The organism is Paenibacillus xanthanilyticus (genome assembly GCF_042682185.1).
GTDB lineage: Bacteria > Bacillota > Bacilli > Paenibacillales > Paenibacillaceae > Paenibacillus_Z > Paenibacillus_Z xanthanilyticus.
In genome coordinates this window covers 3883384-3897621 of record NZ_JBHUHA010000001.1, presented here as the reverse complement: position 1 = coordinate 3897621, position 14238 = coordinate 3883384, and the positions used below count along the sequence as shown (strand labels likewise).

19 protein-coding genes are annotated in these 14238 nt (G+C 59.6%); 17 read left to right on the top strand and 2 right to left on the bottom strand.

The window, feature by feature from the left end; all coding sequences use genetic code 11:
• Nucleotides 1–24: 24 nt before the first annotated feature.
• Nucleotides 25–972, bottom strand: coding sequence for a hypothetical protein (locus ACFSKT_RS16760; protein ID WP_377776328.1), 948 nt, complete (start codon nt 970–972; stop codon nt 25–27).
• 328 nt (nt 973–1300) lie between these two features.
• Between ACFSKT_RS16760 and ACFSKT_RS16755 the strand changes: the two genes are divergently transcribed.
• On the top strand, nt 1301–1852 hold the full coding sequence (locus tag ACFSKT_RS16755; protein ID WP_377717232.1) for a guanylate kinase: 552 nt from the start codon (nt 1301–1303) through the stop codon (nt 1850–1852).
• An 85-nt stretch (nt 1853–1937) separates the two neighbouring features.
• Here the strand turns inward: ACFSKT_RS16755 and ACFSKT_RS16750 are convergent, their stop codons facing one another.
• A complete protein-coding gene (locus ACFSKT_RS16750) occupies nt 1938–2552 on the bottom strand; it encodes a superoxide dismutase (RefSeq protein ID WP_377717231.1) in 615 nt (204 codons plus the stop codon).
• A gap of 313 nt (nt 2553–2865) precedes the next feature.
• On the opposite strand from ACFSKT_RS16750, the gene ACFSKT_RS16745 reads away from it, so the two are divergent.
• From ACFSKT_RS16745 to ACFSKT_RS16670, 16 genes are all read left to right on the top strand, one after another.
• Entirely contained in the window at nt 2866–3411 is a 546-nt protein-coding gene (locus ACFSKT_RS16745; protein ID WP_377717229.1) for a YflT domain-containing protein, read from the top strand.
• 28 nt (nt 3412–3439) lie between these two features.
• Nucleotides 3440–3625, top strand: a complete 186-nt coding sequence (locus ACFSKT_RS16740; RefSeq protein ID WP_377717228.1) for a DUF2188 domain-containing protein — start codon at nt 3440–3442, stop codon at nt 3623–3625.
• Nucleotides 3589–3780 carry a hypothetical protein gene (locus tag ACFSKT_RS16735; protein WP_377717226.1) on the top strand — a complete coding sequence of 64 codons (192 nt, stop codon included), beginning with the start codon at nt 3589–3591 and terminating at the stop codon, nt 3778–3780. The genes ACFSKT_RS16740 and ACFSKT_RS16735 overlap by 37 nt, the downstream gene beginning before the upstream one ends.
• Before the next feature lie 496 nt (nt 3781–4276).
• Entirely contained in the window at nt 4277–4699 is a 423-nt protein-coding gene (locus tag ACFSKT_RS16730; protein WP_377717225.1) for a GNAT family N-acetyltransferase, read from the top strand.
• A 108-nt stretch (nt 4700–4807) separates the two neighbouring features.
• A complete protein-coding gene (locus tag ACFSKT_RS16725) occupies nt 4808–5371 on the top strand; it encodes a DUF402 domain-containing protein (protein ID WP_377717224.1) in 564 nt (187 codons plus the stop codon).
• Nucleotides 5368–6021 (top strand): signal peptidase I, encoded by a 654-nt coding sequence (gene lepB / locus ACFSKT_RS16720; protein ID WP_377717222.1) that lies wholly within the window; start codon nt 5368–5370, stop codon nt 6019–6021. Before ACFSKT_RS16725 ends, lepB begins: the two co-directional genes overlap by 4 nt.
• 67 nt (nt 6022–6088) lie before the next feature.
• Entirely contained in the window at nt 6089–6523 is a 435-nt protein-coding gene (gene rnhA, locus ACFSKT_RS16715; protein WP_377717221.1) for a ribonuclease HI, read from the top strand.
• A gap of 25 nt (nt 6524–6548) precedes the next feature.
• The gene (gene queG, locus ACFSKT_RS16710) at nt 6549–7730 is read left to right on the top strand and encodes a tRNA epoxyqueuosine(34) reductase QueG (RefSeq protein WP_377717220.1); all 1182 of its coding nucleotides are present in this window, start codon (nt 6549–6551) and stop codon (nt 7728–7730) included.
• Complete coding sequence (locus ACFSKT_RS16705; RefSeq protein WP_377717219.1) at nt 7727–8272, top strand: methylated-DNA--[protein]-cysteine S-methyltransferase; 546 nt, start codon at nt 7727–7729, stop codon at nt 8270–8272. Before queG ends, ACFSKT_RS16705 begins: the two co-directional genes overlap by 4 nt.
• A gap of 85 nt (nt 8273–8357) precedes the next feature.
• Nucleotides 8358–8591: a YneF family protein gene (locus ACFSKT_RS16700; RefSeq protein WP_377717218.1), complete on the top strand. Its 234-nt coding sequence runs from the start codon at nt 8358–8360 to the stop codon at nt 8589–8591.
• Nucleotides 8592–8633: 42 nt separating this feature from the next.
• Nucleotides 8634–9227: a GTP cyclohydrolase I FolE gene (gene folE / locus ACFSKT_RS16695; protein ID WP_377717216.1), complete on the top strand. Its 594-nt coding sequence runs from the start codon at nt 8634–8636 to the stop codon at nt 9225–9227.
• Between the two features lie 216 nt (nt 9228–9443).
• A complete protein-coding gene (locus ACFSKT_RS16690; protein WP_377717215.1) occupies nt 9444–9866 on the top strand; it encodes a VOC family protein in 423 nt (140 codons plus the stop codon).
• A gap of 321 nt (nt 9867–10187) precedes the next feature.
• The gene (locus tag ACFSKT_RS16685; RefSeq protein ID WP_377717214.1) at nt 10188–10697 is read left to right on the top strand and encodes a hypothetical protein; all 510 of its coding nucleotides are present in this window, start codon (nt 10188–10190) and stop codon (nt 10695–10697) included.
• 34 nt (nt 10698–10731) lie between these two features.
• Nucleotides 10732–12018 (top strand): stalk domain-containing protein, encoded by a 1287-nt coding sequence (locus tag ACFSKT_RS16680; protein ID WP_377717213.1) that lies wholly within the window; start codon nt 10732–10734, stop codon nt 12016–12018.
• A 67-nt stretch (nt 12019–12085) separates the two neighbouring features.
• A complete protein-coding gene (locus tag ACFSKT_RS16675; RefSeq protein WP_377717212.1) occupies nt 12086–13108 on the top strand; it encodes a FecCD family ABC transporter permease in 1023 nt (340 codons plus the stop codon).
• Complete coding sequence (locus ACFSKT_RS16670; RefSeq protein ID WP_377717210.1) at nt 13105–14172, top strand: FecCD family ABC transporter permease; 1068 nt, start codon at nt 13105–13107, stop codon at nt 14170–14172. The genes ACFSKT_RS16675 and ACFSKT_RS16670 overlap by 4 nt, the downstream gene beginning before the upstream one ends.
• The last annotated feature ends 66 nt before the right edge of the window (nt 14173–14238 follow it).

The following is a 14238-nucleotide window of genomic DNA, read 5'->3' as shown; positions in this document are numbered from 1 at the left end:
CTTCCCGTTGCAGTCGGCTAATCGTTAGCCTTCGTTAGCCTCTTCGTTGTCCGTCCTGTATTCGCCATATGCGCCGGGCAGCAGCGGATTCGTGTACACTTCGTTGCTGACGGGCTGCGCGTAGTCCTCGCGCGGCAGAGAACCCGGTCCGCCCAGGTAGAGCTGGACGGCTACCGCGTCGCCTGCTTGAACCGGGAAGCTGAGCAGTGATTGCGGGATGCGCCGGCCGTTCAGCAGCAGCTGCACGAGCACGCCTTCGCCCGTCGATACTCCGCCGACGGCCACGATCCTGCCGGAAGGCCCGAATCGAACCGCGCCGGTCGCGGCCAGCGCCTGATAGACCGTCTGGCCCGGGAAGTGCGGCACGCGGTACGAGTTCGTCACCCACGGGAAGGCGGTGCCGCCGTTCAACACGACGGTGACGAAATTACCCGGGAACGGCGGCAGCGGCGTAGGAATCGGCAGCGGAAATGGGATCGGCCAAGGCCCTGGTCCAGGCGGCCAAGGCCCCGGTCCAGGCGGCCAAGGTCCAGGCCCTGGCGGCGGAGGGGGCGGGAATGGTCCCGGTCCAGGCGGCCAAGGTCCAGGCCCCGGCGGCGGAGGCGGCGGGAATGGTCCCGGTCCAGGCGGCCAAGGTCCAGGCCCCGGCGGCGGAGGCGGCGGGAATGGTCCCGGTCCAGGCGGCCAAGGTCCAGGCCCCGGCGGCGGAGGCGGCGGGAACGGTCCCGGTCCAGGCGGCCAAGGTCCCGGCCCTGGCCCCGGAGGGGGCGGGAATGGTCCGGGTCCATGATGCGGCGGGAACAGGCCCGGACCATGACCTGGTCCGATCAGGCCGGGTCCCGGACCGGGAGGCACGGGATGCTGCGTGAGCGCGCGAGGCCCTCCGCAGCCGCAATCGCCGCCCGCGCGCGCCAAGGGCGCGCCGGCGCTGCCGTCCGGCGCATAGCCGGAAGCATACGGATCATACCACATAGTTCGGTCTCCTTTTGCACATGCGAATAGGCAAATGCCTTTAACGCAATATATGCGGCAGGAGCCTATCCCGTGTGCGAATTATTGGGCGCTGGAGAAGAAAGCAGCGATGCAGGCACCGAATGCCTGTGATCGGGTTGGGGCAATCTTGGAAGGTGTGGAAATATTGCTATCTTGCCTGCAGAAGGCAATCAACAGGAAAATGGCGGCACGATGTGGAATACAATTGTTGTACGGCGGTTTTTATCGGCACAATTCCCGTCCTTGACGCTGCGATTTCACAATGCTGCAATCGTTCATTATGGGTATGGCGAAGGAGGCGTTTCCTATGGCAGGACCGTTTATATTCGTCTTTACGGGCACGAGCGGGTCCGGGCGCAAGACGATCGCGCACCGAATCGGCAGCGAGCTGGGCATCGACCATGTGCTTTCTTATACGACACGTCCGCCCCGCGCGCTTGAGCCCCCGGATCGGGATTATCATTTTACCGGCAAAGAGACGTTCGAAGCGATGGAGCGACGCGGCGAATTCATTCAGACGGCGGTGATCGGCAGGGAGCGCTACGGCATTCGGACGAGGGAGCTGCTGCAGCCGCTCGAGGAAGGACGCCACGCGTACGTCATCGTGGACAGCGAAGCGGCCTCGCTGCTGAAGAAGCTGTACGGCGATCAGGTCGTTCGACTGTTCATTTACGTGGATAAGCGCACGGTCAAGGAACGGCTCGAGGCGAAGGGGATGTCCGTTGACGTCATGGACCGATACTTGGGCCAGTACACGGAGGAAGTCGTTTATCGCAAGCAATGCGAGCATGTGATCGAGAACGTTGCGCTCAACCGGTCGTTGGAGCAAATCCGCACGGCAATCCAGTCGCATCTATGAACAGCGCTGAATCTGCACAGCAAAAACACCCCCGCAAGCGGCCTTAAGCCGCTTCGGGGGTGTTTCGTTTCGCGCGGAACGCGAATTATTTCGCCGCTGCTTCGTAACGTTTGCCAACTTCAGTCCAGTTGACGACGTTCCAGAACGCGCCGATGTAGTCAGGGCGTTTGTTTTGGTATTTCAGGTAGTACGCGTGCTCCCAAACGTCCAGGCCGAGGATTGGCGTTTCGCCTTCCATGATCGGGCTGTCTTGGTTTGGCAGGCTGTATACTTTGAGCTTGCCGTCTTTGGTAACCGCCAGGAACGCCCAGCCGCTGCCGAAACGAGTCGCAGCCGCTTTCGCGAAATCGGCTTTGAATGTGTCGAAGCCGCCCAGTTCGGCGTCGATCGCCGCTGCCAGTGCGCCGGTAGGCGCGCCGCCCGCGTTCGGGCCGATTGTTTCCCAGAAGAGGGTGTGGTTCGCATGGCCGCCGCCGTTGTTGCGGACAGCCGTGCGGATCGCTTCAGGAACGCTGTTCAGGTCTGCGATCAGCTCCTCGACGGATTTGGATTGCAGCTCAGGAGCGGACTCCAGCGCGGCATTCAGGTTCGTCACGTACGCGTTATGGTGACGGTCGTGGTGGATCTCCATCGTCAGCGCGTCGATATGCGGCTCGAGCGCGTCGTTTGCATAAGGCAGTGCAGGCAGTTGATGTGCCATGGATGAACAACCTCCTTGAAATATGTATGGATTCATTTCCCATTATCCCTGATTTACGATAATAAATCAACGTTTATGTTTCGAAAGTCGGGTGGGTGGAAGCCCTAGAGTAGCGTCTCCAGGAAGTGTCGTTTTATGCAAGAAGATGGACGAACCGCTGCTTATTACCCGCCTGGCGGTGCCCGCAAACACCGTAGGGAAGCGGCGAAAAAACGCGGTAGACTGGCGATTCAAGCGGCGGGGCGAGTGGTAAGGAGAGACAAATCAACCACGCTTGTCCCGCTTGCCGGGAGAGGCCAAGGAGGTCATTAGGATGAGCAACAATCGTAAAATTGTCGGTGTATTTAATTCGTACGAAGCAGCGGTAGACGCTATTGACGAGCTGAAGCGCAAAGGATACAGGTCCGATGAGATCTCGGTCATCGCCAAGGACCGGGACGACGTAGAGGACGTGACGGACGAGACGGGCACAAAGGCGCCGGAAGGGTTGGCGACGGGAGCTGCGACTGGCGGTATCCTCGGCGGTACGGCGGGTCTGCTCGCCGGGCTCGGGGCGCTTGCGATCCCAGGCATCGGTCCGATTCTCGCGGCCGGCCCGATCGCGGCGACGCTGACGGGCGCGGCGGTCGGCGCAAGCGCCGGCGGCTTGGTCGGTGGTCTGATCGGCTTGGGCATTCCGGAAGACGAGGCGAAGCGTTACGACGACTACATCGATAACGGCCGCATTCTGGTGCTGGTCGACGCCGACGCCACGCGCGACCACGACGCGTACGACACGTTCAGACGCTACAACTCGGAGAATGCGGATCTCTACGACACCCGCGACGTGACGACTCCGCTGTCGAACCGCCCGCTGTAAGCGGGGGACGATAGAGGAGGTGGGCGCCATGCCTTGGCGAAAAGGAGATTACCCGCCATCGCTCAAAAACTTTGAGCCGCGCGTGCGGAACAAGGCGGTCGAAATCGCGAACGCCCTGCTGCGCGACGGTTACGACGAAGGCCGCGCGATCGCGATCGCGACCTCGCAGGCCAAAGAATGGAACGAGCATCATCCCTCGGAGGGGAAAACCTGACGAATAGCTTTGCGAAGAACCCGGCGCTTGCAAGCGCCGGGTTCTTCGCCATGCATGTGCATTCCACGGCCAAGCCCACCGCCAAGCGCATCGCCAAGCGCCACCGCGATCGCTCGCGCAAGCATATTTATGTCTTTGCTCTCATATTGGTTTAACAACAAGGCTGTACAAAGCGAAGGACGATCCGGTCACGCGATTAGGTAACATCGAAAAAGTTTATACTTTACGCGAATGTGACAAAAAATGCGAATTCCTGATCTATGACATTCCACATAAGTGACATTAGAAGGCGATGGAGCAGTCGCTTCTCGTGCTGCGGAACAATAGGTAACATACCGCTGACACGATTAACAAAAACGTTTGTGAATAATTGCTAAGTTAATGTGGAAACAGACGTCAAAAACTGCGCTGGTCTCATTGTGGACGCGAGCTTCGACGCCGTATTTTCTCGATACAGAAAGAAAAAAAGAGCTAATTGAAAAAATCCGAACTTTAGCTGATTGAAAGCGCTTAATAGTAAGCGTTTTCAACATATTTCTGCTGATTTTGCACTTTTTTTAAGAGATTTTAAAGAAAACAGCAGGATTTGAATTCATTTTGTCGTATTATTAACTTTATCCAAAACTATGTTATCGATTGAGAGGTTGAATGATGCGCGTTCGTTCCTTCCAACTGTCGGATTACCGGCCTGTAACCCAGCTCCTCGAGACCGTTCTATCGGAAGAGTGTTATGAGCTGACCATGGAAGCCTTTGCCCGTCAACTGTCCTGGGATAGCGAGCTTGTGCTCGTAGCCGTGGAAGAAGATGAGATTATCGGAATGATTATCGGTACGATCGACAACAACAGAGGGTACTACTACCGCATCGCGGTTCATCCGGATTACCAGCGTCAAGGCGTCGGCAAAAAGCTGATCCAGTCGCTGCGCGGACGGTTCGAACAGCGGAATGTAGCGAAGATTTTGATTACGGCAGACGAGCATAACGAGCCCATTCTCTCTTTATACGAATCGCTCGGTTACGCGACGACGGATTTCTTCCGTTCCTTCCAGAAGCTCAGCATCGTGGCGGGATAAGAAGAGGATGACGGCGGAGCGCTTTATGAAGCATATCTGGCATGGCCATTGATTTTGGCGTGCAGATATGCTTTTCTTATAGGTAAGAACTTCTCTGGGAGTTAGCGTATGGAACAATTTCAGCCTTGCATCATCAAGAGCTTCAAGCACGACGGCCATCTCCATCGGATGTGGCTGGAGAATTGGCTCGTTCCGGATACGCTGTTGCTGCCGGAGCACGCTTCGGAATCGATGCGGGTGCTCATCAACGAGCAGACCCCGATTCAGGAATCCGACGGCAAACAGTGGATCAGCCGTGTGCCGGCGGTTTCTTTTTTTATTCCGGGACAATGGTTTAACGTGGTGGCGCTCATGGAGGAGCACGGCGTCCGGTACTACTGCAACGTGGCATCGCCTCCGTTCTATAATGAGAGCGTGCTCACGTATATTGATTATGACCTTGACGTGATCTTGACGACGGACGGGCGTGCCCAGATCGTCGACCGCGAGGAGTACGAACAGCATAAGGCGATCTACCATTACTCCGCAGAAGTGCAGCGCAAGGTTCAGGACGGACTTCGCGCGTTGATCGGACGGGTGGAAGCGAAGATCGCGCCCTTTCATCATGAAGGCGTCGCTCATTATTACGAGGCGTGGCAGAAACAGACGGGCGGAGGGAAGCGGCAAAGATGAGTCAACTATCGGATACCCCCCAGCAGACCGAAACGGTCGGACTTTCGCGCAGCCGCAGAGCGCAGGAGAAGCGGGCCTCGTCCTCGAAGCCGCCCAAACCGGACAAATCCGGGAGGGAGCTTCCGAGGTGGGCGTCCGAGCTGATCGATTGGGGCCGGACGCTGTCGATCGCGCTGATCGTGGTGCTGCTGCTCCATTTCTTCGTGTTCAACCTCTCCACCGTGGAAGGGCATTCGATGGAGCCGACGCTCTACGAGAAGGAGTGGCTGTTCGTCAACAAATTCTCGTATTACGTCGGCGATCCGCAGCGCGAAGACGTCGTCATTTTGAAGGACCCGTCCGACCGCCCCGACCGGAAGGAATTTCTCGTCAAACGAATTATCGGCTTGCCGGGCGACACGATCGAAGTGCGCGGCGGGCAGCTGTACCGCAACGGAGAACTCATCGTCGAAGCCTACACCGATACGCCCATCGAAGATTTGGATTACGGGCCGTATCAGGTCGAGGCGGATACGTATTTCGTCATGGGGGATAACCGGCACGCCAGAGCGAGCCTGGACAGCCGCTCGTTCGGAGCGGTGCCGCGCAAGCTGATTCAAGGTCGCGCCGATTTCATTCTGTGGCCGATTGCCAAATTGAACGCTTTATAATCGGCGTTTCGCGCGGCGCGCCTTCGGCGCATGCCGGGCGAGTGCCGGGAGCGGAGTGAATGTACGAGTGAAGGAAGTCATGATCTATACCGATGGCGCGTGCTCTGGCAACCCGGGACCGGGAGGCTGGGGCGCTGTGCTTTTCTACGGGAAGCATCGGAAGGAAATTTCCGGCGCGGAGCCGATGTCGACGAACAACCGGATGGAGATCCGGGCCGTCATCGAGGCGCTGGCGCTGCTCAAGGAGCCGTGCCAAGCGGTTGTATACAGCGATTCGGCTTACGTCGTGAACTGTTTTCAGAACAATTGGATACGCGGCTGGCTGCGCAACGGCTGGAAGAACAGCAAGGGCCAGCCGGTGGAGAACCAAGATTTATGGCAGGCGCTATGGTCGCTTATGCAGCGGCATCAGGTAAGCTACGTGAAGGTTAAAGGCCACAGCGACAACGAATGGAACAACCGCTGCGACGAGCTCGCCCGCGAGGCGATCAAGCGGCTGTAACGGCGCTGCCCCGGAGGATAACGAGATGAATCAGACGACATCATGGGACAAGCTGAAGGAAGAGATGAAGGCGGCCGCGGCCGAACTCGGCATCGATAAGATCGGCGTAGCCGCGGCAGACCCGTTCACCGAGTTGAAGGGCCGGCTGCTCCGTCACCGGGAGCTTGGACGGGAGTCGGGCTTCGAGGAGAAGGATCTCGACAAACGCACAGAGCCGGCGCTGCTGTTCGAGGAGCCGCAATCGATTATCGCGATCGCGATCGCTTATCCGTCCAAGCTGCAGGACGCGCCGAAGTCCGAGCCGGGAGCACGGCGCGGCATTCTGTCGCGCTCGGCCTGGGGAACGGATTATCACGTCGTGCTGCGGGACCGGCTTGCCAAGCTCGAGGCATGGCTGCGAGAGCGGGTGCCGGGCTTCCGCGCCGAGAGCATGGTCGATACCGGGGCGCTCGTGGACCGGGCCGTCGCCGAGCGGGCAGGCATCGGCTGGAGCGCCAAGAACTGTGCGACGCTAACGCCGGAGTGGGGCTCGTGGGTCTATCTCGGGGAGATGATCACGAACCTGCCGCTGCCCCCCGATACGCCGGTGACGGAGGGCTGCGGCGACTGCACGGCCTGCATTGACGCCTGTCCGACAGGGGCGCTCGTCGGGCCGGGCGAGCTAGACGCGCAGCGCTGCATCTCCTTCGTCACGCAGACGAAGGGCATCGTCTCCGATGAGTTTATGCGCAAGATCGGCAACCGGCTGTATGGCTGCGATACGTGCCAAGTGGTCTGTCCGGTGAACAAGGGCAAGAATTGGACGCATCAGCCGGAGCTGCAGCCCGACCCGGAGATCGCGAAGCCGCTGCTGCTGCCGATCTTGCAGATGGGCAACCGGGAGTTCAAGGAGACGTTCGGGAAGTCGTCCTCCGCTTGGCGCGGCCGCAAGCCGATCCAACGCAACGCGGTCATCGCGCTGGGCAACTTCAAGGACGAGACGGCCATCCCCGCGCTGATCGAGGTGCTGCGGGAAGATCCGCGATTCGAGCTTCGGGCGACTGCGGCTTGGTCGCTTGGCCGCATCGGCGGGGAGGCGTCGCGGCAAGCGCTGCTGGACGCGAAGGATAAGGAGCAAGACGAGCAGGTGCTCGCCGCCGTCGACCGCGCGCTTGAAGCGACCGGCTCGCCGCGAACAGAACGGCAGGCCGAGGAGGCGGGGGAATGAACGATCAGACCATCTACTACGCCGAGGTCGGCTCGCCCATCGGACCGCTGCTGCTGGCGGCGACCGACGAGGGGCTGTGCCGCATCGATTTCGGCGGGTACGAGGAGCATGAACAAGAGCTCGCGGCGTGGACGAAGCGTTACCGTCCGGGAGCCGAATGGATGCACGCGCCGCGGCATCCCGTCGTTAGCGCCGCCGCCGAACAGCTGGCGGAATATTTCGCGGGCGGCCGCCAGTTGTTCGACCTGCCGCTGGACCTATGGGGAACGCCATTCCAGCGGAAAGTATGGCAGGCGCTGACGGAGGTGCCGTTCGGCGCGGTTTGTTCCTACAAGCACATCGCGGAGGCGATCGGCCAGCCGAAGGCCGTCCGGGCGGTGGGCGGCGCGAACAACCGCAATCCGATTCCCGTCATCGTTCCGTGCCACCGGGTGATCGGCGCCTCCGGGGAGATGGTCGGCTACGGCGGCGGACTGCCGATCAAGCGGTGTTTGCTTGACCTGGAGAAGGGGCGGCCGGAACCGTCCGGAGGCGGCGTTTAACGTTTGCTCCGCGGCGGGCGGACATGCTATGATAAGGTGCAAAGTTGAGACATTTCACAAAAATATAAGGTATGGTGATAGACGCATGTGGACGGTCATTATTTCGATCATTACCCTCATCGTGGGCGCCGTAGGCGGCTTCTTCGCGGGCGTATTCTATTTGCGCAAACAGCTGGAGAAGATGCAGAGCGACCCGGAGATGCTGCAGAAGATGGCGAAGCAGATGGGTTACAATATGAACAAGCAGCAGCTTAATAAAGCCCAACAGATGATGAGCAAACAGCAGCAAGGCATGCGCCGTCCTGGCGGCCGCAAGTAATTCGCGGCAGCGCCCGGAGGGCATGAAAGGGGGCTTCGCCGCATGGCGGGCATGAAAGATTACGTGAACGCGAGCGTTGGTCGCAATCGGGAGCAAATCGAGCATCACGTACGGGAAATTCTGAAGTTGATCGGCGAGGACGTCGAACGCGAAGGGCTGCTCGAGACGCCGGCGCGCGTGACGCGCATGTACGAGGAGATATTCGCCGGTTACGAGGTTAATCCGAGGGACGTGCTCGGCGTCACGTTCGACGAGCAGCACGAGGAGCTCGTGATCGTGCGCGACATCGTTTACTATAGCCAATGCGAGCACCATATGGCGCCGTTCTTCGGCAAGGCGCACATCGGTTATTTGCCGAGCGGCAAGATCGCGGGGCTGTCCAAGCTCGCGCGTCTGGTCGAGGCCGTGACGCGGCGCCTGCAGGTGCAAGAACGGATCACGACGCAGATCGCCAACATATTGGACGATACGCTGGAGCCGCACGGCGTCATGGTCGTCGTCGAAGGCGAGCATCTGTGCATGTGCGCGCGCGGCGTGAAAAAGCCGGGCAGCAAGACGGTCACCTCCGCGGTGCGCGGCGAGTTCCGTACAAGTCCCGCGCTTCGCTCGGAGTTTTTAGCCTTGCTGAAGGATTAGGTTAACGAAGATAAACGGGAAGGCCCTTTTTCGATAGCGGAGAGGGGCTTTTTCTTTTGCATGGAGCCAGGCTGGAGATGCAGAACGATGGAAGAAGCTCGCATGCCGAATAACGCGGATCTGATCGGGTTAGATTTGATTCTATATCACATATGTTGTATGATGGGAATGTATGTTCGACACAATCCGGACAATGGATACAAGGGAGCGAATGTCATGTCTGTAGATGCTTATTTGAATTTCCAAGGGAACACGCGCGAAGCCGTTGAGTTCTATGCAGAAGTATTCGAGACGGGTACGCCTAAAATCATGACCTTCGGCGAAGTTCCGCCAAACCCGGAATATCCGCTGCCTGAAGAAGCGAAAAATTGGGTTATGCATACCCGATTGAACATCTGCGGCAGCAACGTCATGTTCTCCGATACGTTCCCAGGCATGCCGTACACGCAAGGCAACAACATTACGCTCGCGATTGTTCTGGATGATGAAGAACAACTGCGCAAATATTTCAACCGACTCAAAGACGGCGGTCAAGTGGAGATGGAGCTCCAGGAGACGTTTTGGAGCAAATCCTATGGCAGCTTAAAGGACAAGTTCGGCATTGGATGGCAGTTTAATTACGGAATGAGCGAGTATTAATAAAGCTCGACGAATAGGACCGTTTAAGCCATCTTACACGTGCAAATGGTCTATTCATCGGCGTGCTCGAAAAAACATGATTGTATAGAAAAGAGATCCTTTCCGACCAGGGAAAGGGTCTCTTTTTTTGTCGACGTCGTAAGCGCAATGACAACGATTGGGACTATTTAACTATCCAATTTGGACAAATCAAGGATAATGCTAGAAAACGTCCAAAAAATTCTATGGAATGGATTGACAAATTAATTGAGAATGATTATCATATACCTCGGACGTAATGAGATTCATTATCAATAGAGACGATCGGGAGGGTTAACATCCATGAGTTTGCGAGCAGCCGCGATTGCTCTTCTGGCGGCGTCAATGGTGCTGTTGAGCGCATGCGGCGGCGGGACAGGTACGCCGGCGGGAGCGGGAGCCGGGAGCGAGAGCGCGGCGATCAGCCAGAGCAAGGCCGGGGACGAGAGCAAGGAAGCGGACAGCCCGAAGGTCGAAGCGGCGCCGGTGGAAGTGGCGGATACGCTCGACGGCGTGAAGCAGCTCGGTTCGCTGACGAAGGACTTCAAGCAGGCGATCGAGGCCGGGGACGATGCGAAGTGGCAGGAGCTTAGCCGGCAAATCGCGGGCGTCTGGGAAGCGATCAAGAGCGACGTGCAAGCCAAGAGCGGCGATGTTTATCCGGAATTGGAGCAGAAGGTGGACGAGTTTCTCGCTGCCGCGGCTGCCTCCAAGGCCGATAAGGACTTGTTAATTCAGCAGGACTACGAACTCTACCAGCAGTTCCGGGATCTGGGGAAGGTACTGACGGGAGAAGCCGTACAAGCGAATTAAATACATATACAAGGGAAAGGGTTGGAACAAACAGATGCAATCATTCACACGTATTCGCGCCTTCATCGTCATGCTCGCCTTGACGATCGTCCTGGCGGCGGTGCCGCTGACGGCGATCGCGGCAGGCAAATCGATCAGCGTCACGCTGGACGGCAAGTCGGTCTCCTTCGATTCGAAACCGCAAATCGTCGGCGGCTCCACGCTGGTGCCTTACCGCGCGCTGGCCGAGAAGCTCGGCGCCAAAGTCAAATGGGATCAGAAGAGCGGCAAGATCAGCCTTACGAAAGGCGCAAAAACCGTTGAGCTGACAATCGGCAGCAAGACGGCCAAAATCGCCGGCAAGTCGGTCGCGCTCGACGCGGCTCCGGTGACGAAGAACGGCGCCACGCTCGTGCCGCTTCGCTTCCTGGGCGAGTCGCTCGGCGTATGGGTATCGTGGAAAGCTTCCACGAGCACGGTCGTGCTCGAGACGAAGAAGACGTTCTCCCACGCCATGGGCAAAACGACGCTGAACAAAGTTCCAGAGCGCGTCGTCGTGCTGTTCAACGGCGCGGTAGACATCTCCGTCCTGCTTAAAGTGAAGCCGGTCGGCGCGGTCGAATCGTACGTCGAGCAGCCATGGTACAAATATCTGCGCGCCGGCATGAGCAACGTGAAAAACCTCGGCGACGAGACGCAGCCAAGCGTGGAATCGATCGTCGCGCTGAAGCCGGACGTCATCATCGGCTCCAAGATGCGCCACGAGAAAATCTACAGCCAGCTGTCCGCAATCGCGCCTACGATCATGACCGAAGATATTTATTCCTGGAAGGCCAACCTGCAAACGATCGCGGAAGTGTTGAACAAAGAGTCGATCTCGACCGCGTTCATCAAAGACTGGAATAACCGCGTGGCGGATTTCAAATCGAAAATCGGCACGAAAGCTAGAAACACGGAAGTTTCGATCATCCGCTTCAACCCGGACGGCTCGGCTCGCGCCTACATGGAGGGCTTTGCCTACAACATCCTCGACGAACTCGGCTTCGCGCATCCGGCAGCCCAGAAGGCAACCGGCAAAGGCTTCATCGGCGTGACGACGAAGGAGCAGATCAATCTGCTGGACGGCGATTACATCTTCGACTTCACGACGGACTGGGTCGGCGACGGAGGCGTCTACAAGGTGCAGCAGGACTGGACGGGCAGCGACCTGTGGAAGAACCTCGATGCCGTGAAGAACAAGAAATACTACAAAGTCGACGTCGTATCCTGGAACATGTCCGGCGGCGCAATGGCGGCCAAAATGATGCTCGACGACTTGTACTTCTACTTCGATCTGGACTAATATCATACATTGCGAGAGAATGGGCGCCCGCGCGCTCATTCTTTTCGCGTATTAAGGAGAGGATCGTTTGATTGCCAAGGGACTACCCGGCAACGGTTGGAAAACCGCGGGTCTTGCGGCCGGCATCATGCTGATGTTGACGTGCCTCGCGCTCAGCGTCATCCTCGGCGCGACGCCGATCCGCATCGCCGACGCGGTGCGGGCGGTGACGGATTACGACAGCAGCATCAACGAACAAATCATCGTCCGCACGACCCGGCTTCCCCGCGCGCTCATCGCGGCTGCGATCGGGGCAAGCCTTGCGGTTGCCGGCGCCCTCATGCAGGCGATGACGCGCAATCCGCTGGCGTCGCCGGGCGTGCTGGGCATTAACGCGGCGGCGACGCTCGCCGTCGTCTTGGCCATTACGGTCGTCGGCGTCGGCTCGATGACGGCGCAGGCCTGGGTCTGCTTCGCAGGCGCTGCCGTCGGCGCGGCGATCGTCTACGCGCTCGGATCGCTCGGCGCGGGCGGGCTGTCGCCCATGCGCATCGTGCTGGCGGGCTCGGCGATGACGGCGCTCTTCGCGTCGATGACGCAGTGGCTGCTCGTGCTGAACGAGAACGGGCTGAACGACGTGCTGTATTGGCTCATGGGCTCGATCGCCGGACGTCCGATCGCGATGCTGGAGGCGGTAAGCCCCTACATGCTGTTCGGGCTGCTAGGCTCGTTCCTGCTCGCCCGCCAGATCAATATCCTCGTCTTGGGTGATGACGCAGCCAGCGGACTCGGCCAGCGCACGACGGTGATCAGGCTGATCTGCGGCCTCATCATCGTGCTGCTTGCGGGAAGCTCCGTCGCGGTGGCGGGGCCGATCGGCTTCATCGGCATCGTCATTCCGCACGTCGCGCGCCATCTCTCGGGTATGGATTATCGCTGGCTGCTTCCCTATTCGGCGGTGCTGGGCGCGGTGCTGCTGCTGCTCGCCGACCTGGCGGCCCGGTTCGTCATCATGCCGCTCGAGGTACCAGCTGGGGTGTTGACGGCCGTGATCGGCACGCCGTTCTTCATCTACGTGGCCCGCCGGGCAAGAGGGGAGGCGGCGGCATGAAGATCGCGGCACCTAAGGTTCATCCCGCGCAGGCATTGGAGCAGGCCGCGCCTCTGGCGGGAGGACGCTTCCACAGACGCTCGCTCTTGTGGTTCCTCGGGCTGTTCGTCTTTCTGCTCGCGGCGGCCGTGGTTAGCGCGGGACTGGGGGAGATCCGTATTCCGCCGCTCGACGTGGTCCGCGCAGCGGGCGGAGCGGGTCTTGCCGACCACGTCTTGGTCGTACAGTCGCTGCGGCTGCCGCGCATCGCGATCTCCATGCTGGTCGGCGCTTCGCTGGCCGTGGCGGGCGCGATTCTACAGGGTGTGGTCCGCAATCCGCTGGCCGCGCCGGACGTCGTGGGGATCAGCGGGGGCGCCTCGCTGGCCGCGGCGGCCTTCCTGACGCTGATTCCCGGCGCCTACAGCATCCAGCTGCTGCCGGTTGCCGCGATGATCGGGGCGGTGCTCGTATCGTCGATCGTATACCTGCTTGCCTGGAAGCGCGGCGTGCAGACGTTCCGGCTTGTGCTCATCGGCATCGGGGTGGCGATGCTGATGAACGCGCTCACGACGTTCATGATCATGATGGCGCCTTCGACGTATACGGCCGGCGCGGCTTATTTGTGGCTGACGGGGACGGTATACGGCACGAGCTGGACGAACGTGCTGACGCTGCTGCCGTGGACGGCGCTCTTCCTGCTGCTGGCGGCAGGGCATGTGCGCCATCTGAACGCCCAGCTGCTGGGCGATGAGCTGGCGGCGGGCATCGGCAGCGCGGTGCAGCGCGGCAGAATATCGCTGCTCTTGATCAGCGTCGGCCTGGCCGGCTCCGCGATCTCGATGGCGGGCCCGATCGGATTCGTCGGCTTGCTGGCCCCGCATATGGCGAGAAGACTGGTCGGCTCCTTGTCCGGCCGCTTGCTGCCGGTCGCCGGCGTGATCGGCGCGTTAATCGTGCTGATCGCGGATACGGTGGCGCGTACCGTGTTCCTGCCGCACGACATTCCGGCAGGCATACTAACGTCGGGGATCGGCGCGCCGTTCTTCGTCTATTTGCTGTATCGCACGCGGAAGTCGCGGTGATCGGCGCGCAAACTCCGTTGGTTTCGGCATCCCCCGAAATCCGCGGAGTTTTTTGTATAAAATGCA